The following is a 24,576-nucleotide window of genomic DNA, read 5'->3' as shown; positions in this document are numbered from 1 at the left end:
AATTATTTGGGGGTAATGTAATTGAAGGTTGCTGTAGCTCAATTAAAGTCAAGTATGGACAAGAGAGCAAACTTACAAAAAGCGAAAGAATATATAAGAAAGGCAGCGGATTTAGGCGCGGATTTTGTTCTTCTTCCTGAAATGTATATGGCTTTTAACCCCGCTTCATCGGGGATTCGGTATGCTGATGTTGCAGAACCATTGGATGGTCCTTTTGTAACTGGTTTAGCAGAATGTGCACGAGAAAACCAAGTGTACGTAATCTGTGGGGTATACGAATCTAAACCTGGTGAAGAAGCAAGGTGCTATAATACCACTGTTTTTCTTAATCGTTCCGGTGAATTACTGCAAGCCTATCATAAAACACATTTATATGATGCCTTTAATTATAAAGAATCGGATTCTATTATTCCCGGATCAAAGGCACAAGAAGTAGTTGAAACAGAGTTTGGTAAAGCAGGCATGATGGTTTGCTACGAGATAAGATTTCCAGAAATCAGCAGACAGTTAGCGCTTAAAGGGGCAGATTTCTTCTTTATTCCCGCTGGCTGGGTAGCAGGTTCTATGAAAGAAGACCATTGGCAAACTCTCCTACGTGCAAGAGCAATTGAAAATACTGTTTATATCTTTGCAGCAGACCAGGTAGAAAATATTTTCTCTGGGCAAAGTATGATTATTGATCCAATGGGTGTCGTCAAGGCCAATGCTGGAGAAGAGGAAACTCTAATTATATCAGAAATTGACATCGACCGAATAAAACGAGTTCGGGAGAAGCTACCAAGTGTAGCGGACCGTAGACCCGAATTTTATACAACAGTTTAATAAGGGGTACGGAAATAGTTCTGGGGTGCGACCGGGATACATGTAATTTTAGGTCCACTCCTTTGTTTATTCAATTGTGGGAAATAATGGTGAATATATTGTGAAGAGATTTCTGGTATGGGATTATATTCAAAAGTCAACTTGGATATCCGAGCAACTTCAATGTAGATTGTATAGCCAGTGGCAGTGACGGGGAAACTGAATAACAGTCATTTTCAAAGCCACCGGCAAGTATTAAATACAATTTTATTTCCAAAGTTTAGAATGGAACATATTCAATTTGTTTAATTTGTCTAATTATTGAATAATTGCATCAATATCAAAAGACCCTTGTTGTATATTAAACTCGTATTTTCCTTTATAAGTTAATATATTGCTTATTACTAGAGATATTTGTTTCATAACATCTGGCAATATGTTCGGGATCAATTTTTCGTGGTTTCCAAAGAATGTTTGAGCATCCTATGAATCCTTTAGTATTCCATTAACGAATATATCTTGATAGTATTTTTTCTTGATTTCCAATCTTTCCTTTTCATCAGTAATATCGTTATCTCGAAAGTAGTTCAATATATTAAACATGGATGTTGTGTATAAATGGAAAATAAACTGGATGTCAACTGAATCCTTTAATTTACCAGCATTTTTGTATTCCATAAGCTCATCCATCAAAAACGCATTTAGCTCCTTGCAATATTCCCCAAAGTAAAACTTTTGCATCACTTCCATGGGCACCCGATACCATGTCCGATTAAAATCAATCTCTATTTTAGTGCATACTTCCTCGATGGGAACTGTTTCTTTTCCGAATATGATACTGCTTATTTTTTCCTTTTGCTTGTCCCAGTATTTCATTTCAATCTTAGTAAAAAAATATAGATACAAATCATCTTTGTCATGAAAATATTGATAGAAACTACCAATTGAAATATCAGCTTTTTTAGCAATATCACGGATATTTACATCCTCATATTTTTCATTAATGAAAATTTCATAGGTAGCGTCTATTATTCTTTGTTTTTTGGAGGGTGGTAAATTAAAAAATGTTTGTTTTGGCATAGATCTATCTCTCCTAAGTATTATATTTTTGCCTACTTCGATAATAATAACTTAACTGAATTAAGAAATATTTAAAATAATCAGATTTTTAGTTGACACCATTAGATAATGTTGCTAATATCTTTATTATAATATGAACGTGTTCATATGTGGAGAAAGAAAATGATAAAATCTATATTTCCTAGATTAATAGTAATCTTTAGGGGGAATCCGAGTGAAAAGGTATGTGACCAGAAGGCTCTTGATGGGGCTATTAACCATTTTGGTGGTTTTTACAATCAATTTCATGATCATCAAGTTGGCTCCTGGGGATCCCATATCAACAATTATGGGTAAAGATAACGATGATCCTGCTTTAAGAGCTGCGTTGGAACAAAAATATGGATTTGATAAGCCTATGGTAGCCCAATATGCTATTTATTTGAAAAATGCCATAACTGGAGACCTTGGAACGTCCATTATTTATAATAAGCCGGTCATCACCATGATAGCCGAAAGAATCGCCCCAACTCTTTTATTGGTACTTACTGCCGCCGTTTTGGCACTAATAATTGGAACATTGATGGGGATGTATGCAGCAAAAAACGAGGGATCTAAAATTGACGTATTATTTTCGGGCGTAGCCTATATTTTCAATTCCACGCCTGCCTTCTGGCTTGGTTTGATGTTAATTATTGTCTTTTCATCTGTGCTTGGTCTTCTTCCCTCCTACGGTATGATTAATTCCCGGGATGCAAATACCGGATTCAATTATATTCTTGACGTAATCGTACATATGATTTTGCCCGTGGCTACATTATTGCTTGTGGAAATACCCATTTATTTTCGAATTGCCAAATCCTCCATCTTACAAGTAACGAATGAGGATTTTATCGTCACCTTACGAGCGACAGGAATGGGTGAGAGGAAAATTTTCAATAAATACATACTGCGGAACGCTATTTTACCTACGATCACCATCTTTGGCATTTCGATGGCCTATTTAATTACAGGGGTAGCCCTGATAGAAACCGTTTTTGCCTGGCCGGGAACCGGTAGTTTAATGCTTACAGCCATAACCCAGCGTGATTATCCCACTTTAATGGGAATTTATCTGGTTATGTCGGTCTCCGTTGCGGTTGTTATGATGTTGGTAGATATCATATATGCCGCATTAGACCCAAGAATCCGTTTCTAAAAGGGGGGAACTTATAATGTTGAGTGTAAAGAAGAATACTTATACAGCCTTTAAAAAAAAGAATACCTTTAAACCTTTTAAATTTATCAACAATGACACACAGCTTAGGTTAGGAGTGTACGGCATACTCCTTCTACTCCTTGTTGTCATCTTATCACCAGTTATTGCTCCATTCGACCCTTATCATTTTGGCAAAGATATATTAAATGGCATAGGAGTGAATGGACATTTACTTGGAACGAATCATTTGGGTCAGGATATATTCAGTATGATTATCTACGGGGCACGGACCTCCCTGATGGTAGCTGTTATTTCTGCGCTCATCTCCGCTGTGTTAGGAATAATAATTGGAGGTATCGCCGGCTATTTTGGCGGAAAGTTAGATTTAATTATTACAGAGGGTATTAACGCTTTCATGATGGTACCTACATTTTTTTTAATCCTTTTAGTAATCGCATTTTTTGATAACAGTATTACGAATGTCATGATCGTAATAGGTCTTACTACTTGGCCTAGTAATGCAAAATTGATTCGAGCGCAGGCTCTTTCACTAAGGGAAAGAACATTTGTAAAGAGTGCTATTGCAATGGGGGAGAGTAAGCGTCAAATTCTATTTAAATATATTATTCCAAATGGTATTTTTCCAGTCGTGGCAAATACGACAATCGGCATGTCGAATGCGATTTTAACAGAAGCAGGGTTAAGCTTTTTAGGGCTTGGTGATCCTAACGTAATTAGCTGGGGACAGATGATCTATACGGGTAAACAGTACATTACCACCGCCTGGTGGATTTCCGCTTTTGCTGGAGCAGCGATTGTTCTGACAGTTACAGTATTTTATTTATTGGGTGATGGGTTGAACCATGTTCTGGATCCGAAACATAAAAACGAGAAGGGTGTGGAATAATGGATCCAATTTTAGAGGTCAACAATTTTAGCGTAACCTACGTGAATAAAAGTAAGAAGGTATATGCTGTAAAAAATGTGAACTTAAAAATGAATAAGGGCGATTCCTTGGGGATTGTGGGAGAGTCAGGTTCTGGTAAATCTACCTTAGCAATGGCGCTATTAAGGCTATTACCCGAAATGAACACGCAAATTACAGGAAGCGTGAATTTTATCGGAAAAGATTTAGTTCAGTTAAATCAGCGAGAAATGAGAAATATTAGGTGGAGTGAACTTGCAGTCGTTTTTCAAAAATCCATGAATTCACTTAGCCCAGTACATCGAATTGGGAAACAAATAGAAGATATTTATAAGGTTCATAAACCAAATGCGAAAAAAGAGGAGATATTCAGTAGGATTACATATCTACTTCGATTGGTAAATCTTTCGGAAAGAGTGTATACGATGTACCCACACGAACTGTCTGGAGGGATGCTGCAAAGGGTATCTATTGCTATAAGTCTAATCCATAACCCAAAACTTTTAATCATGGATGAAGCGACGACCGCACTTGATGTAGTAACCCAAGGACAAATATTGAATGAAATCGTAAAAATGGAACAAACCTTGGATGTAACCAGAATTATGATTACCCATGATATATCTGTTGTAGCTGCTTCCTGCAATAAAATTGCTGTCATGTATGCCGGTGAGTTTATGGAAGTAGGATATGTGAAAGATGTTTTAAAGAATCCGAAACACCCTTACACAAAAGGGCTCTTGTCCTCTTTTCCTTCCCTAAAGGGAGAAAAGTCGAAATTAACTAGTATTGGAGGTTACCTACCAGACTTATCCAAAAAATATGAGGGCTGTATTTTTGCTCCTAGATGCCAACATGCCACGAAAAAATGCAACCAAGTGAAACCGGTTGGCGAAGAAATACATGATGAGAGCACGGTATGGTGTCATTTGTATTCAAACGGAGGTGAGGTAATTAATGATAAAAGACAACCCGTTTATAAAGATTGAACAAATCTCCATGTGGTATCCACAAAAATCCAAGAAACTTTTAAAGGCGATACGGGAGAAAAACCAATGGATAAAGGCAGTGGATCAGGTTTCGTTAGAATTGGAACGCGGGGAAATCTTAGGCATAATCGGAGAAAGTGGTTGTGGGAAATCCACTTTGGGCAAGGTGCTCGCAAGGCTTGAAAATCCAACACATGGGGATGTATATATTGATAGCGTTTCGACCAAAGAACTGATTAAGAATGATTCAAAACAATTTAGAAGACAAGTGCAAATCGTCTTTCAAAATCCATTTGATACGTTTACCCCAAGGGATACAATCGAAAAGATTTTAATGAGGCCGCTTAAAATTCATGGAATTGGAAAAACGAATGAAGAAAGAAGAGATATATGTATAAAAACATTGGAATCAGGCGGTCTTCGTCCGGCTGAAGAGATCATGAAAAGATACCCGCATGAACTATCGGGTGGCCAACTACAGCGAATATCTATACTACGTTCTATGCTTTTCGAACCCAAATTTATCATTGCCGATGAGCCTGTTTCCATGCTGGACGTTTCGGTCCGTGCCGATATTATCAATATGCTTTTATCCCTAAGTAGAGAAAACAATGCAACGGTTATATTTATCAGTCACGATATTGCTTTGACACGATACATTTCAGACAAAATAGCCGTCATGTATTTAGGCAAGGTGGTCGAATATGGGGATAGTGATACAGTTATAAACAATCCAAAGCACCCATATACCCAAGCTTTAATTTCCAATTGTGCATCAACCGATCCAGAAGAATTGAGAGAAATCATTAATATTCAAGGGGAACCACCTACCCCGGTTAATCCGGGTCCGGGTTGTTACTTTGCTTCACGTTGTTTTAAGGCTACGAAGGAATGTTTTAATAAATATCCGGCTACTGTCGAGATTGGTAAAAGGCATATAGTGGCCTGTGATAGAGTTAATAGCTAGAATAATAGAAATTGTTGATAAGGGAAGGGGATGATTTATGAGACATGAATGAAAATCAGTAATAGGTTCGGGGGTAAGGAGGGCTTCGGTCCCTTTAACGGAATTAAATCCTAGTAAATTTATGCGATTAGTATATTTTGGGAGGTACATTGAGTATTTGCCAACAAGGATCTTCCATGTACATTATGACGAGGAGAGATAATATGAAGGGGAAATTTTTATACCTAACCTTAATGATGGCTATGGTTTCTGTACTCATAATTGGGTGCTCCAGTACTTCAACAGGAACGGGAGGGAAAAAGGGTTCTCAAAAAGAAAAAGTACTGATCGTAAGAGCGGTGGGTGACCCGATGTCGTTTAATCCAGATACAACAGCCGATGATAATGCATATGCGATTGTTCAGAACGTTTTTAACAGGTTGGTCAAATTAGATGCATCCAAACAGATTATACCTGACTTGGCCAAGGAATGGACCGTAAGCGATGATGGGTTAGACATTACTTTCCATTTAAAGGATAACGCAAAATGGCATGATGGGAAGCCTGTGACAAGTAAGGACGTAAAGTACACTTTTGATACGATAAAGGCTAACAAAGCCTACTACTTCAGCACAAGACTTGAAATTGTCAAATCTATTGAGACACCGGATGAACACACAGTCATATTTAAATTAAATAGTCCAGATGTTTCGTTTATTGCGGACCTTGGTTGGTATGCGACATTCATCCTACCAGAACATGTCTTTAATAATGGGCAAAAGTGGGAAGACAATCCTGCTTCCAAAAAACCAATCGGATCTGGTCCGTTTAAGTTTTCCGAATTTAAACAAGGTGTAAGTGTAACTTTGGTACCAAATAAGGACTACCATGACGGGTCACCAAAACTGGATAAGCTTGTTTTCTCCATCATCCCAGATGACCAAACCGCTGTTCAGGCACTGGTTAATGGTGAAATTGACGTATTTGGCAATGTACCTGCTTCCAGCGTTGATCAGTTAAAGGCAAACGACAAAGTAAGATTGGCTTTAAATGAATATCCATCACCTGCTCGCATCATATTTAATTTGAAAGATAAAATACTCAAGGATAACAACGTTAGAAGAGCGATTGCAACTGCAATAGATAAGGAAGAAATATCAAAAAAAGTATTCAATGGTGTCCAAAAGCCGGAGTACAATATGTATCCAGCTCTTATCAAATGGGTATCCAACAGTGAGGAGACATCTCCGCATTTCAACATTAATGAAGCGAAGAAAATCTTAGAAGATGCTGGTTACAAAAAGGATAAAGATGGTTTCTATATCAAGGGAATCACGCTGGATGTATTTGAAGGAGGAGGTTATCCGGATATGGCTAAATTAATGAAAGCGACTTTAGCCGAGGCCGGTATTGGCTTGGAAGTAAAGGTAAGTGAATTTAATGCATGGAGCCAAAAGGTTAGTGTAAAGAGAGATTTTATGATTGAAATGCAAGGTGGATTTATGGGACCTGACCCTGCAGCTTTGGCTAAACGATTGGGTACTGGTGAAGGAAGTAACTACGGTGAATACAGTAATCCTAAGTTTGACGAATTAACGGCTAAAGGAGCAGAAACCGGAGATCAGGAGAAAAGGGCTGAATATTATAAGGAAGCTCAGGCAGTGCTAGCTAAAGACCTTCCATATGTTCCGATTGTCGCTTATGCAGGATATGATGCCAATAACTCCTCCTACGTAAACCTACCGATTGACGGCGCCGGAAAATGGGGCTGGGAAGAGTATACCTATACGGATTTAAAATAATCCACGTCTTGAAATGAAATGACCATGTTATAAAATGCAAAGTGAAAATCTCAAATCAAAATTTGGACTCACGATAATTGCTGAGCTAATTATCCCAAAATATGAGGAGGTATAGTATGAATACAATATTTGATGAAGTAATCCAAAAAATCCCCGACTACAAAGAATTTCTAACTGTCGAAGAGATGGATACAAGTAGTCAAAGACTAGCCGAAGAATTTCCGGAAGTAGTAGAGATATTTGAAATGGGCAGAACACGGGATAACCACCCTCTCCATTGTTTGAAGATTGGAAATGGATCCAATAATGCTCTTATGTTCGGTTTACCACATCCCAATGAACCTATTGGAGCTATGATGCTGGAGTATTTTACAAGGGAGCTCGCAACCAATGAAGCCCTACGGAAAGAGTTAGATTATACCTGGTATATTGTTAAAGCATGGGATGCAGACGGTACAAAACTGAATGAAGATTGGTTTAAGGGGCCGTTTACCCTTTACCAGTATGCACGTAATTTCTTTAGACCTGCTGGACATCAGCAAGTAGATTGGACTTTCCCAATTGATTATAAAAATTTACATTTCCATGATACCATTCCGGAGACTAAAGCGATGATGAAGCTTATTGATGAGATACAACCAAAATTCATCTATTCGCTACACAATGCTGGTTTCGGCGGTGCGTACTGGTACATTACAAGTGAAACCCGTGAAATCTATGACAATTTAAGAAATACGGCAACGAAACACGGAGTTCCACTAAATTTAGGAGAACCAGAAGCGCCTTACTGTGTAGCCTATGATCCTGCCATTTATCAAAGCTTGGGAATTCGTCAAAACTATGACTATTATGAAGAGTACGGTATTGAACATCCGGAAGAAAGTTTAAAGGTTGGAACGTGTAGTGCTGATTACGCAATGGAAAGGCACGGATCGTTTACCCTGCTAACCGAATTACCTTACTTTTATGATGAAAGAATCAAAGATCTGTCGGAATCGGATATAAGCCGAAAGGATGCTGTTCTACAAAGCCTCGAATTTACGGATGAGTCCGATAAATTTATCCTAAAAACGTTAAATAATATCAAACCATTTACAAGTGAAAGAAATCCATTCCGCTTAGCATTGGAAGCATTTACGGACAATAAGGAGAGTAATGAAGCCACCAGAACCATGGTTTCGGTAAATTCTGATTTCTCTAGGAATGCAACGGTTGCCGAGAAGTTTGATAATTTACTAGTTACGAAGTTTTATAAAATGCTCGCCTATGGTTTGCTGGTAAGGGTAAGTGAAACTGAATTAGCAGCAATGGTAGTACGCAATGAAGAACAACAAGAAAAGAAAAATGCTTTGGAAGAGGCGTTTAACCACTCGCTTGAAGAATTAATAAAGCTGAGTGAAGAGTTGGAAGAGAAAATTAATTACCAGGTCGTTCCGATTAAAAATCTTGTTGCTATTCAGTTGGAGTGCGGGCTGTTAGTTGCAGATTACTTACAAAAGAATAAAGTTCATAGCTAAGAGAAAGTGACTGGTCCTTCGCTTTATCTGTACTTTTGTACGGAAAGGTGCGGGACCCCATTTATTTAGAAATGCAAGAGGTTCAACCGATATAGAGGTACGAAACGATTCAAGGAATAAGAGACACAAAGGCTCATTCTTAAGCCTCTTTTTCTTTAATCTCATAAAGTCTTGATGAGTGAACTCTGTTTTTTTGTCTCAGCAACTTTTAAAACTTTATCGAGGATATTTGATTGTCCAGACCATCAGCCCCCGCTTTATATAAGCATGCTTAAGACCACTTAAAAAATATATCTCTAACTTTCATATGATCACTCCAGATTAATATTGGTCAATTGCAGATTCATTCTTAATGATTCATATAATAGCTCTTTTTTCTTTAAAACAAGTTGTTATCACCGTTCACAAAGCTATAAAAATATTCCCATATCACACAAGAGTTTAAAAATGTGTATTAACGATGGAAATTAGGAGGTATGACAGCTGTTAATGTTGTGAGGGAATTAGGCAGGAAGAAAACCACTTTTAATAAGCTTGTTAAAGAGTTCGAATCATCCCTTCAAAGCTAGCTATATAATAGTAGAAACTAGGTTTTGAAATGAATTTTATATCCTTTTTTTAGAAAATAAAACTTATCATTCATGAAGATTTATAAAAAAGACTGATTATAAGCATATAATTTAACCTTTAATTTAAATGTCAAAACTGTTATTAAAATTATAAATTGGAGTTAAAAGTGAATTAAAATGGCTAAAAACAAGAGTACACCATAACTTAAAAGATTATTACTTAGTTGATTTTCCAAATGTTCCAATGGAAGGGTTAATGGCAAGAAAGCCATAAACCTTCATTTTTTTTTATGGGGGGAATCAAGAATCGATAGTGAATTCTAAGCCCCCAATAAATATCAACTTCAAATTCGGTCAATCAGACGATACAAAAATTAAGTAGTTATTTCATCGAGATAAAAAGCTGAGATTTTCTTGTCTTAGCTACACTACTGATATTGTAAAAAACTTCCTATCAATATATCATTAGATATAGAGAGAAAGATATAAGGGGGAAACACATTTATGATCCCAGCAAAATTAGAACCCATTTCAATCACTATGAAAAGTGACAAAGGCATGGAATCCATCGTTGATTGGTTCGATCAGCATATGTATAAGTTCTATACTCTTGGTTGGTTCTATCTTAGGAATCAGCAGAAAATGGAAGAACTTTTTTTTCGTTCCATTATTAAAGTCCATAGTGAAATGCCTCGATTCAAAAATGAAACATCATTCGAGACGAGGGTCACAGCTATTTTTATAGATACCTGTAGGGAGCTTTCTAACAATAGGAGTTTACAAGTTTCTGAGGAAAGTGAACAACATAAGGATTTATTTAAAGCACTCGATCAATTGGAAGAATTTGAGAAAGAGGCACTAGTTCTTACATATATAAAAGGAATTTCTAAGGAGGAAACAGCAGATCTTCTCCAAGTATCAGTGGAAGGGATCAAAGAGCATTTGTTTTCTGGAATCCAGTCAATGAAAAAAGGCATGGGTTATGGGTCAAGCTTTAATGGCTGTAAAGAGTACTATGAGAATTACATCGATTATTTAGAAGGAAACATGGATCGGTCGAAAAAGGTAGATTTCGAGGCACATATGTTTCATTGTCAAGGCTGCCAGGAGGATTTGGCTTCGTTTCAGGATGTCATGTTAACACTTTTATATTTCACTGAAAAGATGGAGGATTTCCATGTGCCATCTGATTTCATGAAGAACGTCAAGGCTAGGCTGGCAGAAAAGGAAAAGCATAGACAAGGAAAGATTAAGAAACGTAAAAGAATCGGGATTGTTTTAGCAAGTGTTATCGCTTTATTAATGGGCATAGAAGTTTTTACAGGGGTTTTTACCAACCTCTACTATTCATGGACTGAAGAGGACCAGCAATTGCGAGCATTTCTGCAACATGGCATGGGTAAAAGGCTTAACCTGGAAGCGGAAAGCAATGGGGTAAAGATTAGAATCAAGAGCGCAATTGCTGATGATGTGCAGACGCTTATTTTTTATGAAATAGAGGATTCATCTAAAGATAATCAATATATGATAGATTATGATGGTGCCACTGTGGAGAACATGAATGAAATCATGAACGATGAAACAAATCACAGATATTATCCTCCTGACCTTAAATCGAATGTAAATAAAAAAGAAAAGAACGTGTTTCACGGAAAGTTGAGTCTGCCGCCACTGAAGAAGGATAACGGAACAATCAAGCTTAAGATTACAGGACTACAGAAATTGATTCGTGATTCCTCGAACAAAAATCGCTCCAATCCTTACGCGGACATGGAATATAAATCGGGGAAATGGAACTTTAAGGTTCCTGTAACAAAACATCCCTCTAAAGAATATGCATTGGATGAAATAACGGCAGTCGAAGGGATCACGGTTCGATTCAAAAAACTAACGATTGCTCCAACGGCAACAATTCTGGAGATTTCAGTTAATAATGATTTGCCAGAAAAGCGGATAGAAAACCTTAGTGTTGACAGTCTCGAAGTGAACAATAAAAAAGTGAAAGTCGATATATATGGAGGCGGAGGTTATTTTTCGGGGGATATGAATCGGTTAACTTTAAAAACCAATTTTGATCCATTTTTTGGAGGAAAGCCTAAGGAGGTTAAGGTTCATTTTCAATCTGTAAATTTAACGCTTGAAGACGAAAAAACCATTAAACTGGATGCATCCAAAAGATATCCTCAAACTTTTGAATATGCTGGCAGCACCATTTCAATCGACAAGGTGGAGGTTGGAAAATCCGCCAATGTTGTGTTAAGTAATCATGAAATCAAGAATCGAGCATATGAGTCGCTTCAATTCGATATTGTCGGTGAGAATGGAATGAGACCTAGTTCAATGGAGATGAATTCTGAAGTAGTGATAGTTGATAGAAATGGAAATGAATACGATATGAGTAAGATCCCTGTCCCATACGAAGAAATCAAGCAGCCGCGGTATTTCATTACAGTTCAAAACATAACCTTACAAAATGAAGACTCTGGAGAGATGGTGATTCCAAAAGAGCTCCAGATTCATGAATATAGTACGACAAAATATTTGGATAATGTTGAGAATCTTTCATTGAAATAACATGTATCGGTTACTTGGTTGTAAAAAAAAATTTTTCTTTTTATAAGATTAGAGTAAGTAAGTGGACTTCATGTATCGCCACAAATACTCTTGACATATTCGAGACATCCCTGTGCCCATAACTTAACCCCCGATTACCGGGGGTTAGAATTTTTTATTCGCTATCGACGCCGAGCTTATCAAGAATAAATGCATAGCAGGCAGCAGCTTCCTTTAAGTGGTTGAAACGGCCTGACGCACCGAAGTGGCCGGCACCCATGTTCGTTTTGAGTACAAGGACATTGTCATCAGTTTTTACGTCTCTTAGGCGTGCAACCCACTTTGCCGGTTCCCAATAAGCTACTCGCGGATCGTTCAGACCGGTTGTGACATACATATGCGGATAGTTTTTCGCTTCTACATTGTCATATGGGCTATAAGACTTCATATAGAAATAGTACTCTCGTTCTTGAGGATTGCCCCATTCATCCCATTCGAGGGTTGTAAGGGGAATCGTGGCATCGAGCATCGTCGTGACTACATCTACGAATGGTACTGCTGGAACGATGACCTGAAATAGTTCACCGGCCATATTAGCAACTGCGCCTACGAGCAAGCCTCCCGCGCTGCCTCCACGAGCAGCCATTTTACTTGGGGTTGTGTAGCCCTGCTCAATAAGATATTTCGCTGCAGCTACAAAATCTGTGAACGTGTTTCGTTTGTTCAGCATTTTTCCGTCTTCGTACCAACTCCGTCCCATTTCGGAACCGCCACGCACTTGCGCTGTGACAAATATTATTCCTTTCTCCAAGAGCGGAAGTCGATACGGGTCAAAATGCGGATTGCTGTTTGCTCCATACGATCCATACCCATGAAGAATAACCGGGGCTGGCCCAGACTTAAGCGCTCCTTCTAGGTAGACGATGGTCATCGGTACTTTGACTCCATCCTCGGCTACCGCCCACAATTGCTCTTGACGGAAGCGGGAAGGATCATATTCTCCGCTGACAGGCGCAACTTGCAACAGATGCCTTTCGAAAGAATGCAAATTCAGCTCGTAAGTTGTTTTTGGAGTGAGCAGGGACTCATATTGGATTAATACTTTCGCTGTCTCATAGCTTTGATCGGATAAAATCGATACTGTGTATAGGGGTTCATCCCATTCAATTCGTTTTAACTCATCGTCCTGCAGCACCCAGATTTGCGTCAACCCGTTCTCCCTGCCAAAGATAAGCAACGAGTCTTGAAACGGGTACATTCCTTGAAGATAGCGTACTTCGCTATTCTCAACTAATTTTACCCTCGAATAAAGGTCACCTAGAGGACAACGGAGTAACTGAAAGTTTGACGCCGCTTCGTTTGTCAGTATGAGCAGGTCATCTCCCCAATCCTCAACATCATATTCTATTCCTTCACGCCGTCCGTCTAGTAGTTGTAAAGGAGATAATGGGGAATTCGCATCTAACAGGCGAATCTCACTCGTCGTTTTTGACTTTGAATGCACAAAAATAAATTTCCCACTTTGCGATTTAGTCACGAATAATGTAAATGTCATGTCTTTTTCTTCGTAGATCAGTTCATCACTATCACTTCCCAAACGATGGCGCCACAACTGGTATGGCCGTTGATTTTCATCAACGGTAATGTAAAAAATATATTGGCCACACCGACTCCATTCCATACTGTAATATAAATAAACATCCGGAATCCGGTCGGGAAGAAGCTCGCCCGTTTCCATGTCCTTGACATGGATGGTATATCGGTCTGTGCCATCCCGATTCTCCAAATAAGCGAGTCGGTTATGATCGCTACTCATACGCTGCTGCATCACGCTTAAATATTCACCCTCTACGGCCAATTCATTTAGATCGAGCACTACTTCTTCTGGTGCTTCTGGCAGAAGGTCGCGGCTATCCGCCTGCTTACGTGCATAGATTGGATATTGCTTATTTTTGTCCAAACGGGAATAATAGAAGAATTGTCCATGTTGCACCGGCACTTTTATTTCTGAATCGGGAACTCGGTCAACCATGCTTAGATAAATTTGTTCGGTTTGTTCCTCCAGTGGGCGCATGATTTCATCGTAATACCGATTTTCTTCCTCTAAATAATGGATAACCTCCGGATTGGTACGCTCCTTCAGCCAATAAAAGTCGTCTTCGCGCACATCACCATGCAATTCATGGGGATGTGGAATGCGTTTTGCTACAGGTGGTTTCATAAAATCCTCCCTTCGTTATAGGTATTATTTCGTGACTTAGTCCGCGAATTCCTCTTTTATTTCGACTATTGGCTCTATTTGTGATGTAAGAAAAACTAGTGGTAAATCGATCATTTCATTCTCCCATCAGCTTCTCATCGTATCTTTATCGTTTTCGTTTAAATTATCATAAAAGCACTAATCACAAGTATCGATCCTAGAAGTGAACTCTTTTCCGATAAATTATACGAAGTTAATCTTATTAAGGCGTATGGAAATTCACTTTGTAAGATTGCTGTAGATTAAAATAAACTTCGTGGAATATCCTTCCATAACCAAGTGGGTAAGTTACATTTATTAGGAAAAAAACATGTGATAAAAAAGTGTTTTCACCTGAGCAAAATGAGAGATCTATGTTAAAATTTATTATATGGAAATAAATGAGAAATTAAGAACGTGGGTTTGAGATGGAGCAGAGTTAATGTTCTATGCTGATTAGTCTTTTTTAGCATTTTGAAAAGCGGGTACCAAGATATTTTAAAAGATTACTAAAATATTGAGCTAACATTAAACACGAGGAGGGATAAAATGTTTGAATGGTTTTATTATATGGATTATGGAGAGGCTTTATGGATGGGAATTGGGATTGCTGCCATCAACTTCATTTTTTCATTTTGGCTTAGTACTTATCTTCCAAAGTATCATCGGTTAAGCGGATCTCTTGAGCAAACTTTACATCGGTTAAGGGTGCTGGAGCAATACATATATAGAATCTTGTTTGTTGTGACATTTATCGTTACTAGTGTATTGTGTTTATTTCAGTTTGATTGGTTATTTGGTAATTCAACAGTTCAGACCATCCTCTCCTTATTTATTTCTTATCTTTTATTTGGAATTATTCTGTCAGTAAATAGGATGATTACGTATAAGATAGGAGCTTCAATAAAAGGCAACGATACGACGCGATTAAGAATCATTGGGCAGGTTTTTTTGAGTTTACTTTTCCTTTATATCCCTATCATCATTACAATATCTTTCTTTCTCACATTATATCAAGGTGATATTAATAGTTTTTATAGTATTGGTTATTTGATCCTATTTGAATTATCTTTATTTTTGGTGCTTTTTATTGTTGTCATACCCATGACCATTGGAAAAAGTCTAAAGGCTGTTCCAATGGAGGGTTCTTTAATAGAAGATAGGCTTATTGCTTTCGTTGACAAAGCAGGCATTAGTCATGTAAAGCTCTATGTTTGGCCAGCCAAAAATAAGAAAACGAATGCTTTAGTTACCGGGTACAGAAAAATGAGAATCTATATCGCTGATACGCTAATGGAACAACTTACAGAAAAGCAAATTGAAAGTATTCTTGCACATGAAATCGGTCATATAAAACATTTCCATTTATGGATTCGCCGTGGTCTTATTGTTTTGTTTCTGATTCTTGTATACGGACTGGTTGTTTTACTTTCTCCATATGTGGATTCATCCACCATCTCAAGTAAAATGGCGTTTCTTATTATGATGCTTTTTATTATTTTGTATTTAGGGTTCTGTATGCGTATGGTCACCCGATTACAAGAGAGGCAAGCAGACAGTTTTGTTTTAGAACTTGGTGTTGATTATCGGGACTTTACTATTGCTTTGTTAGAAATAGCAAGGTTAAATCAAATGCTGACAAAGTTGAATAAAGTAGATGAGGTATTTCAAACACACCCTTCCATAGCACGAAGGATAAAGTGGATTATTCAAAAAGCAAACGGATCTTATGAAGAAATTGAAAAATATAAGAATGTGCCAATAGAATAGTATATTTCTATTGCCTTATTTTTAGCGTTCCATTAAATGTTATCCTAGCTTAATACCTATTATGTTTTTAACAAAGCCTTTTTTAATAAAAAATTTATAAACGAGGTAAATGTAATGAAAAATTTAATGATAGTTATAACCGGTATTATTATCATGATTGGCGTAGTCATTGCCATAATGGGTTACCGAGAGCCCGCCCAAATAATTAGGCAACTATTTGAAGCTAAAAATATACCCAAACAATTGGAGACAGAGAAAATAAATGAAGAAAGTTCAATTGATTACTCTTTACAAAACGACCAGCTAGCCATCACGTATGATAAGGGTAAAAGCTGGATTCCTGTACCGGTGGAAAAGGATCAATTATTTGATGGTGAATATAATGGAAACAAACAAGAATTAATTGATAATAGCTATATTCTTACGAAAAATAAGGCTGCATTTTTATACGGAGATAATAAACGAATTCTACTAACTTATTCACTTGATCAGGGTAAAACGTGGCATGATGCTACGGTTGTTAAACAATTAAATGGTGTACGTTTCAGAAAGGTCAAGTTTCTGGATGATAACTTTGGTTATGTGATTATCTCAGGCGACCGGACAATGTCTCAAGAATATTCAACGGTCTTTTTAACACATGACGACGGAAAAAGCTGGCATGAAACAAAAAATTCAGGAGTAACAAGGCTAATATCAGATGGAGGATTTATAGATGAGGCCACAGGCTTTTTGTCTTATGGAATTATTAATCCTGAGGAACCAGATTTTTATGTTACACAAGACGGTGGAAAGTCATGGACTAAGGCAAAAATTAATATTCCATCACAGTATGATAAAATCTTCGTTACAGCTGAAATGCCGATTAAAGAAGGTAACCACCTTGCAGTTCTCGTGAATCAGGGTCCCAATGGAGATTATGAAGGTGGAAAAGTAAAAGGAAAATTTATTTCAAAAGATAACGGCTTAACATGGAAGTTTTCAACGGAGGTAAAACCAACTGAGGCAGGGGAAGGGTAAAATGAGTGTATGTTTGTGAGTTATAGTTTTATAGATTCTGTCCATCGATAGATTGTTTGTAAAAATGCCAATAAAGGTGGAATAGAAATGGTAATGGAAAATAAATTAACAAAAAAATTATATCGAAGAATGGTTTTACAAGACTTATTGTTTGGAACGAAAAGCAGCCTGGTCATTTTTGTTCTTTATGTACTGTTGTGGCGAGTTTTACACACGATTACAAAATTTGGACAATTGAAAACAAATGTACCGATATTTTTAGGAATCAGTTTTCTGCTAATAGTAATGGTCATACGGGTTTTTATTACATATCGAAGGCAGATGAAAGAGGATTTCTTATTCCAACCTGGCAGCCAAATTGAAATGGAAGATCATCAATTGATAATTAGTCTAAATCAATCTATTGGACGTCATATTCTACCTTTGGAGGGGCTAATAAAAATAAAAGAAAATAAAAAATGGTATTTTCTTTACTTTCAAGATAACACCTTCTTCCCTCTTTTAAAGGAGAAAGAGCATTCTGCTGAAAAGTTAAGCGAAAGGTTTAAAAGTTTAAAGCCTATTCACACAGTCCTATGGAATTGGATAGGAATTTTATTTTTGCTGACTACTATTGTTGGTGGTTATTCTATTTATTCCACTGCGGTCCATTTTAATGGAAAATTAGCCTGGAAAATTAATGCGTTGAAAACAGATACAGGGGTAAAGCTTAAAAATGATAATTTCTATCAAACTAAGCTGAACGGTATTATCGATTCAGTAAAAACAAAGGTGAAACTTGAACCTTTTTTAATGACAAACGATTTAGAAATAAGATTTACAAAGGATGGAACCATCACAAGTATTGAAACATATATTTACGGTTTTGACCAAAATAAGAAACTGCAATCAGGATACTTAATCTATTTTGATAAAACAAAGGACAATAAAATTACCGTCCATAAACAAGATTGGCATGGACAAGGAACAACCGCTTACGATCCGAACAACGATTTATCAATTGTAATAAATATGCTGAAGTACATTCCAGTCGAAAATGACGTGAAACGTTGGAATGAAGAAAATGCTGCTGTTATGTATAAAGGAATAAAAAACTGGGGGTACAACCTAAGTGGTATTCGTTTTATAAGTAAAACGGGAACGATTAATGCTCCAGCTAATGCTATAACTGAAATTAAAGGACCAACTATTTCCTTATACGTTCCTGGAAAAGAAGATTTCATCACTCCAGAGCGGTATGTGTTTAGGACCTAAATTTAGCATGGGAATGATTAGCTACATTCAAATGAATGCGTTTTTTGAATTTATAAAAAGAAAGAACAGATTAAAGCAGTAATAGAAGGCAATTTAACGAGCAAATTAGGGGGTTCAGTTTTAAAAGGGTAATTTGTAAGTTCTTGAAAAAATTGTTCAATAAGTTGGTTAAAGCACAACCTCGAACAAGGGAAAAAAACCGTTGTGGAAGATTGTTGAAGTTAATCCCACAAATATGGATCCCCTCTATGGCCCCATTGTTTCGGCCTGTTTTCTAAAATTATAGATACTGACTGTACCATAATATCCCTCCAATATTTTTGTTTATTCTCTTATTACTGTTGTAAATCTTGAAAAAGAAAATGGAGAGAGAAGTTTTAAATATATAAACAAATATTTACCGCACTAAAGATTATTAAAAAATGTGTTAGAATATTCAATAAAGGGGGAGGATTATGACAAAAAAGTATCTTTCTATCATGTCCTTAATTATCGCGATAATTGTCTTTTTATATATGTCTCTCGGGCATAGATTTGGGGCATCACCATATATTCTGGATATTTTCTTCTTCATTGCTGCACCTATTACCGCATTCTATATGCCAAAAGGAAAGTTGAAATACGTTGTAATGTCGTTGTCATTTGTTTGCCTGTTTACATTTGCTGGGTTTACATTTTGGATGATTTATGCACTTAATCATATTGGACCAAAATAAAAACGTAGTTGAAATTATAAAGGAGGAAAAATGAAAAACATCGCTAAAGTAGTACCGTTTTTCTTGATATTAATATTATTGAATGGTTGTTCTGAAATGAGGAATTCTATTAAAATAACTCCCGAAATGGATAAGGTGATTTCACAATACATTTTAGAATATAATCAAAAAGCCTATGGAAAAACGGACAAAGAATTTGAAACTCATAAAATATATGGTGCAGCTAAAAAGAATACTGGAACAATTGAAGTATATGTGTACTCTCTCTATGAAGGATTCAACTCAAAAGGAAAGGAACAGTCGGGCGGTTCTTTGCCAGTGTTAATGAAAATAAAAAAAGTAAATGGTACCTACGAAGTAGTTGATTACAAAGAAGCGGAAGATGGAACAAAATGGGCTAGCTCCGTAAAGAAAATGTTCCCTCGGAAGTATGCAAATCAAGCATTTAAGGACACTGGCAATGTAAATGATCTTCATAAACAAATCGATCAAAAAGTAAATGAATGGTTAAAAAGAAAGTGAACTTGGATATCCAAGCTCACTTTCTTTGCTTAATTATCAATATTTTTTCCGTTTTCAAAAATTTATCAAATAAATATGCAGTGCTTACTTCTAGTAATTATAGAAAGAGCATTGAATATTTATGTTAAAAAAATAATATGGAAGATTATTTAGAAGGAAATAAACAAAGACGCTCTTTAAGGGCGTCTTTTCAGCATAGAACATATGTTCTATTTGTGCGTTCTGTTAATAAAAAAGGTACTAACCTTAATTTTCGTATTATTAGTATAAATCAAAAAAATATATAAGTCTATATTTAATATAAAAATTATTCTATATTTTAGTAACTGGCCAGTAAATTCAAGATTTTATGTGGGGAGAGGGTAGAGTGAGTTTGGTGAAAGTGCAAGAAAGGGGAAGAATGCTTACATTTTTTCAGCTGTTTCAACAATCACCACAGTTTACAGTCTTGTTATTTGGACAGTTTTTTTCATTGTTAGGGAGTTCCATTACAAATGTGATATTGCCGATAGCGGTATTGCGGGAATCAAAATCAACGGCCATGATGGGAACGGTCATGGCCATATATATGATTCCAATTATTTTGCTCTTACCGTTTTCGGGCGTATTGGTTGATAAAATGCATAAAGTGAGAGTCATGCTTTTTGTAGACTTAATAAGATTCGCTTTAATGCTGACTCTTTCCGTTATTACTTTTTTGAATCACTTAAATATGATGTCTTTATTTATCATCATGTTTTTTATGGGTACCATGGAGAGCTTTTTTCAGCCCGCCTATTCAGGAGTAAGGGCTAAGGTTTTTACAAAAGAAATCCGCAATGCTGCAAATTCTCTTACACAAGTTACGATGCAAGGATTGAAAATATTTGGACCTATCCTCGGAGGGATTATAGTTTCAGCATTTTCCGCAGCTTGGGGATTTGGAATCGATGCTGTTACTTACTTCATTTCATTCGTTTTTTTATTATCACTGAGAAGGTTAAGTTTTCAGAGAGAGGGGAATCAACCGTCTGCTAAAAGTTCATTAAAAAGAGACTTTCTAGAAGGAATTGAAGTTATCAAGCAACAGTCATGGCTATGGATTACTATTCTTGTTTTTTCGTTGATTAACATTTTTTGGGGTGGCATTATGAAGGTTTTACTTCCTTGGTTGATCAATGTCCATTATAAATTTGATCCTACTGTGTTTGGACTTGTAATTTCCGCTTCAGGAGCTGGGGCGATTGTCTGTGGGCTCATTTTCGGTTTGCGCAAAAAATGGAATAAAAGAGGGATTCTTACCTATCTGAGTGTCGCATTAACGGGCATAGCTCTTCTGCTGTTACCTGCTTTTGCGAATGTACCTTTTCTCATGCTATTGATGTTTTTGGTAGGTGCCTCCAATATGCTTGGCGGTCTCATTTGGGAAACAAGTCTTCAAGAGCTTGTACCAGAAGAGAAATTTGGCAGAGTCGCAAGCTTAGATATGTTAGGTACCGTTGTATTGTTGCCAGCTGGCTATCTTTTAACAGGCTGGATAGCAGAAGGTATTGGGGAAATTACGACTCTTGTTGTTTTTAGTGCGGCCATCGTGTTAATTGGTATATTAGTTCTTTTTAATAAAGGAATTAGATCTTTTAATTAAGGGTAATTCCTATTTGTTTCTAAAAATTAGTCAAAGGCTTATAAAAATTGAGATGATTGGGTCCCATTGGGGATTAGATCTCTTTTTTACATGGGAAGTTATTCCTTATCTGCTAGTAATGTAATTTGGTCAAATCGATTTAAAGTGATAACAGCAAATAACATTTCGAATCTATTATGTTTTTGTTTTCAAATTAAAAATATCGGGTAAATGGATAGAAAGTCAGAAAACGAAAGGAAGATGAAAAATGTATAAGCATATTCTTATTAGCTTTGATGATTCTAAGGATGGTATGAAAGCATTAGAAAGAGCAGCACAAATTTATTCCCTGAACTCTGACTGCAAGGTTACAGTAGCACATGTTATTCAAGAACATACAAATGAACTTAGTTATGATCATTATCGTTTGAATTTTCCTCTAGGTCCAAGACCGGATGGTGGACTATATCCTGCACAAGTTATGGTAAAGGATGAAGAGCTTTCACGAAATACACAAGAGATTATGTATGATCCAACGGAAGAGATCATGAATCACGCTAAAGCATTTTTAAATCATCAAGGTGTTCCTGCTGAATTCCAAACATTAGATGGCAAGCCTGGTACGGATATATGTGATTTTGCCTTGGAGCATCATGTCGATTTAATTATTGTTGGGAACAGTGGGAAAGGGCTGTTAAAAAAGCTGCTTGTTGGCAGTGTAAGTGAAACGATAATGAAAAATGCGGAGATGGATGTTCTCGTTGTAAAATAAATAGTGAAATATCCCTCAATAATAAACTAAATGGAATTTGTTTTTTTTCAACAGATTGCAATTGATCCTCTAGTCGTGAAAGTAGAGTCCGTTGTGATTTTGAAGGCGTTGAAACAAAGAGGAATGGAAGTTTAATATCTTGTTCTTGATGGTGAGGGACATGCATTCTCTAAAACAGAAAGTGCTATTAAAGTATACAAAACGATGGTTGGTTTTCTGAAGAAAATCATTTAAGAGCTTTGAAAGGCTTCTGTATATTTTGTACAGAAGCTTTTTTTATTGTGCTGGGAAATTAGATAAGATAGTTTAATTCAGACGTTTGAAAAAATTGTACAATTTATAATAGGGGTTAATTATATTATGACTAAGGTTGTATATTTACATGACCACTATATGGTATTGAATAGAATTTTTACATTTCGCATTACAATTCATTATTAAACTAAAAATCCCTTCATTAAAATTTCTCAATAAAATTTATTTCCATCAATGGAACGAATTAAAAACTAATGATGTCTAATAAGTGTAAAGGCTTGATAGAATTCCTATATTTATGAAAAGTCGGTTAAGATTTCTTTAGTAAGGGGGGGAGAAGGTATGGAAATTTTTAAATCTAATAATAATGTTTCGAGTGATAATTCCTTCGAAAGACTAATCCAATCAGAACAAGAGAAACTTTATAAAGTTGCATACTCTTATGTTAGAAATGAACAAGACGCGCTTGACATAGTGCAAGACACAATCATTAAGAGCTATAAATCCTTTCATAATCTTAAGGAAATCGAATATTTTTCTACTTGGATTACTCGAATATTAATAAATACTGCTCTCGATCACTTGGGAAAAAATAAAAATGTAATTCCATTAGAATTGGACCTTTTAATTTCTGGATACAATGAAGAAGATTTTTCAATTACCAAAATGGATATATCAAGTATATTTGAAAAACTAAAACCTCAACAAAAAACGCTACTATTACTTCGATTTTATTATGGTTATTCCATACAGGAAATCTCAAATTTTATGGATAAGCCAGAAGGAACCATTAAGTCACAATTACATCGTACTCTGAAGAAATTTGGAGATATTTTAGGAGAAGGAGGAGATTTATATGGTGAAACTCCAACTAGATATTAAAAATATGGTAGACAATATATCAGTACCTGTAGATCTACTTAATCAAACCGTTGAGAGAGCTATATCTATAGGAGAAAAACACCAACATAGAGTGAAGAAACAAAAACTATCAAAATGGAAAAGAATGTTAACTGCAGCCTCTATTACAATTGGGATAACTTCTGCAACACTATTCGGTCTTTCCTTTACAACTTTTGCAAAAGACATTCCCATTTTGAACAATATATTTAAATATTTCAATGGTGACGGACTTTATAAAAATTACCATGAAAACGCAAAGAACCTTGAGATGACGCAAGAAGATAATGGAATAAAAGTTACGGTTAAGGAAGCAGTTTTTGACGGACAGAACATATTCATTACCTATGATATTGAGAGTCAAAAAGATTTAGGGAAATCTCCTTTTATATCTGGCAAACCACAAATAAAAGGTGCCTTTTCGCAAGTGGAATCAGCTACCCATAAAATTATTAAAAAAGATAAAAATCATTACGTTGGAATTACCATTGGTCATCTTTATTCTGTTGAAGAAAAGGGTCATTTCGAGTTTAATATGGAAGGCTTTATGTTGCATCCGGAAACCCACAAAGTAGATATAAATGGCAACTGGAATTTTAAATTTGATTTGAAGGCTACAAAAAATCGTGAGCAAGTTGTGAATCAAAAAACCGAAAAGAAGGGTGTTATTGTAAATGTTAGGAACATAACTTATACCCCCATGTCTTTTAATATCTATAGCGATGGATTCATATCCAATGAGGTATATGGAAAGTGGGACTTTGTATTTGTAGGTATTGAAGTGAAAGATAATTTAGGGAATATTTATAGAAACAATTATTATGGTGGAGATATTAATTCAGACATACTTATTCAACCTTCGAATTCTTTTGAAAAACTGAACCCAAAAGCAACAAGTTTAATTATCACTCCAGTCGTACGGCTGTTGGATGCTGATAAAATAGATAAAGCGACTGGGGCTATAGGGAGTTCACGAGATAGTATTGCTCCTAAGAAAGTATTTAAGCTAGACAATATCGTTGTTAAAATTAAAAAATAACGAAATAATACTTAACTTGTACCACTGTATAAAATTTCTTATACAGTGTTTTTTTTATGGTTTCGAAAACCCCTGGCTATGCCGGGGGTTCTAAAGAGCTTCAAGCGTGGTATTAAAAAAACCTCAC

20 protein-coding genes are annotated in these 24,576 nt (G+C 36.2%); 18 read left to right on the top strand and 2 right to left on the bottom strand.

Going from position 1 to position 24,576, the window contains the following annotated elements; all coding sequences use genetic code 11:
* Positions 1-21 precede the first annotated feature (21 nt).
* Positions 22-822, top strand: coding sequence for a carbon-nitrogen hydrolase family protein (locus AC3WJF_RS11970; protein WP_492452424.1), 801 nt, complete (start codon positions 22-24; stop codon positions 820-822).
* Positions 823-1,284: 462 nt separating this feature from the next.
* On the opposite strand, the gene AC3WJF_RS11965 is transcribed toward AC3WJF_RS11970, so the two are convergent.
* The gene (locus AC3WJF_RS11965; protein ID WP_492452422.1) at positions 1,285-1,881 is read right to left on the bottom strand and encodes a TetR/AcrR family transcriptional regulator; all 597 of its coding nucleotides are present in this window, start codon (positions 1,879-1,881) and stop codon (positions 1,285-1,287) included.
* A 214-nt stretch (positions 1,882-2,095) separates the two neighbouring features.
* Here AC3WJF_RS11965 and AC3WJF_RS11960 point away from each other — a divergent pair, with 214 nt between their 5' ends.
* From AC3WJF_RS11960 to AC3WJF_RS11925, 8 genes are all read left to right on the top strand, one after another.
* Positions 2,096-3,058, top strand: a complete 963-nt coding sequence (locus tag AC3WJF_RS11960; RefSeq protein ID WP_492452420.1) for an ABC transporter permease — start codon at positions 2,096-2,098, stop codon at positions 3,056-3,058.
* Between the two features lie 16 nt (positions 3,059-3,074).
* Positions 3,075-3,965: an ABC transporter permease gene (locus AC3WJF_RS11955; RefSeq protein ID WP_492452418.1), complete on the top strand. Its 891-nt coding sequence runs from the start codon at positions 3,075-3,077 to the stop codon at positions 3,963-3,965.
* Positions 3,965-4,972, top strand: coding sequence for an ABC transporter ATP-binding protein (locus AC3WJF_RS11950; RefSeq protein WP_492452416.1), 1,008 nt, complete (start codon positions 3,965-3,967; stop codon positions 4,970-4,972). Before AC3WJF_RS11955 ends, AC3WJF_RS11950 begins: the two co-directional genes overlap by 1 nt.
* On the top strand, positions 4,941-5,939 hold the full coding sequence (locus tag AC3WJF_RS11945) for an oligopeptide/dipeptide ABC transporter ATP-binding protein (RefSeq protein WP_492452415.1): 999 nt from the start codon (positions 4,941-4,943) through the stop codon (positions 5,937-5,939). The genes AC3WJF_RS11950 and AC3WJF_RS11945 overlap by 32 nt, the downstream gene beginning before the upstream one ends.
* 203 nt (positions 5,940-6,142) lie before the next feature.
* A complete protein-coding gene (locus AC3WJF_RS11940; protein WP_492452413.1) occupies positions 6,143-7,720 on the top strand; it encodes an ABC transporter substrate-binding protein in 1,578 nt (525 codons plus the stop codon).
* A gap of 116 nt (positions 7,721-7,836) precedes the next feature.
* On the top strand, positions 7,837-9,237 hold the full coding sequence (locus AC3WJF_RS11935; protein WP_492452411.1) for a M14 family zinc carboxypeptidase: 1,401 nt from the start codon (positions 7,837-7,839) through the stop codon (positions 9,235-9,237).
* Between the two features lie 723 nt (positions 9,238-9,960).
* On the top strand, positions 9,961-10,080 hold the full coding sequence (locus AC3WJF_RS11930; RefSeq protein ID WP_492452510.1) for a DUF5348 domain-containing protein: 120 nt from the start codon (positions 9,961-9,963) through the stop codon (positions 10,078-10,080).
* A 230-nt stretch (positions 10,081-10,310) separates the two neighbouring features.
* A complete protein-coding gene (locus AC3WJF_RS11925) occupies positions 10,311-12,380 on the top strand; it encodes a DUF4179 domain-containing protein (protein ID WP_492452409.1) in 2,070 nt (689 codons plus the stop codon).
* Positions 12,381-12,534: 154 nt separating this feature from the next.
* Here AC3WJF_RS11925 and AC3WJF_RS11920 read toward each other — a convergent pair whose 3' ends face one another.
* A complete protein-coding gene (locus AC3WJF_RS11920; RefSeq protein WP_492452407.1) occupies positions 12,535-14,580 on the bottom strand; it encodes a S9 family peptidase in 2,046 nt (681 codons plus the stop codon).
* A 567-nt stretch (positions 14,581-15,147) separates the two neighbouring features.
* Here AC3WJF_RS11920 and AC3WJF_RS11915 point away from each other — a divergent pair.
* The 9 genes from AC3WJF_RS11915 (at position 15,148) to AC3WJF_RS11875 (ending at position 24,449) form a co-directional block, all read left to right on the top strand.
* Complete coding sequence (locus AC3WJF_RS11915; RefSeq protein ID WP_492452405.1) at positions 15,148-16,368, top strand: M48 family metalloprotease; 1,221 nt, start codon at positions 15,148-15,150, stop codon at positions 16,366-16,368.
* A gap of 114 nt (positions 16,369-16,482) precedes the next feature.
* Entirely contained in the window at positions 16,483-17,388 is a 906-nt protein-coding gene (locus AC3WJF_RS11910; RefSeq protein ID WP_492452403.1) for a WD40/YVTN/BNR-like repeat-containing protein, read from the top strand.
* Between the two features lie 87 nt (positions 17,389-17,475).
* Entirely contained in the window at positions 17,476-18,642 is a 1,167-nt protein-coding gene (locus tag AC3WJF_RS11905; protein ID WP_492452401.1) for a hypothetical protein, read from the top strand.
* A 455-nt stretch (positions 18,643-19,097) separates the two neighbouring features.
* The gene (locus AC3WJF_RS11900) at positions 19,098-19,358 is read left to right on the top strand and encodes a hypothetical protein (protein WP_492452399.1); all 261 of its coding nucleotides are present in this window, start codon (positions 19,098-19,100) and stop codon (positions 19,356-19,358) included.
* A 30-nt stretch (positions 19,359-19,388) separates the two neighbouring features.
* On the top strand, positions 19,389-19,880 hold the full coding sequence (locus AC3WJF_RS11895) for a hypothetical protein (RefSeq protein ID WP_492452397.1): 492 nt from the start codon (positions 19,389-19,391) through the stop codon (positions 19,878-19,880).
* A gap of 367 nt (positions 19,881-20,247) precedes the next feature.
* Positions 20,248-21,504 (top strand): MFS transporter, encoded by a 1,257-nt coding sequence (locus AC3WJF_RS11890; protein WP_492452395.1) that lies wholly within the window; start codon positions 20,248-20,250, stop codon positions 21,502-21,504.
* 247 nt (positions 21,505-21,751) lie between these two features.
* A complete protein-coding gene (locus AC3WJF_RS11885) occupies positions 21,752-22,255 on the top strand; it encodes a universal stress protein (RefSeq protein ID WP_492452393.1) in 504 nt (167 codons plus the stop codon).
* 597 nt (positions 22,256-22,852) lie between these two features.
* Complete coding sequence (locus tag AC3WJF_RS11880) at positions 22,853-23,392, top strand: sigma-70 family RNA polymerase sigma factor (RefSeq protein WP_492452392.1); 540 nt, start codon at positions 22,853-22,855, stop codon at positions 23,390-23,392.
* Positions 23,370-24,449 carry a DUF4179 domain-containing protein gene (locus AC3WJF_RS11875; protein ID WP_492452390.1) on the top strand — a complete coding sequence of 360 codons (1,080 nt, stop codon included), beginning with the start codon at positions 23,370-23,372 and terminating at the stop codon, positions 24,447-24,449. Before AC3WJF_RS11880 ends, AC3WJF_RS11875 begins: the two co-directional genes overlap by 23 nt.
* Positions 24,450-24,576 lie beyond the last annotated feature (127 nt).

This window comes from Heyndrickxia sp. FW510-T9 (assembly GCF_058781025.1).
The sequence above is the reverse complement of the archived record's forward strand: the minus strand, read 5'-3'. Positions and strand labels throughout refer to the sequence as shown.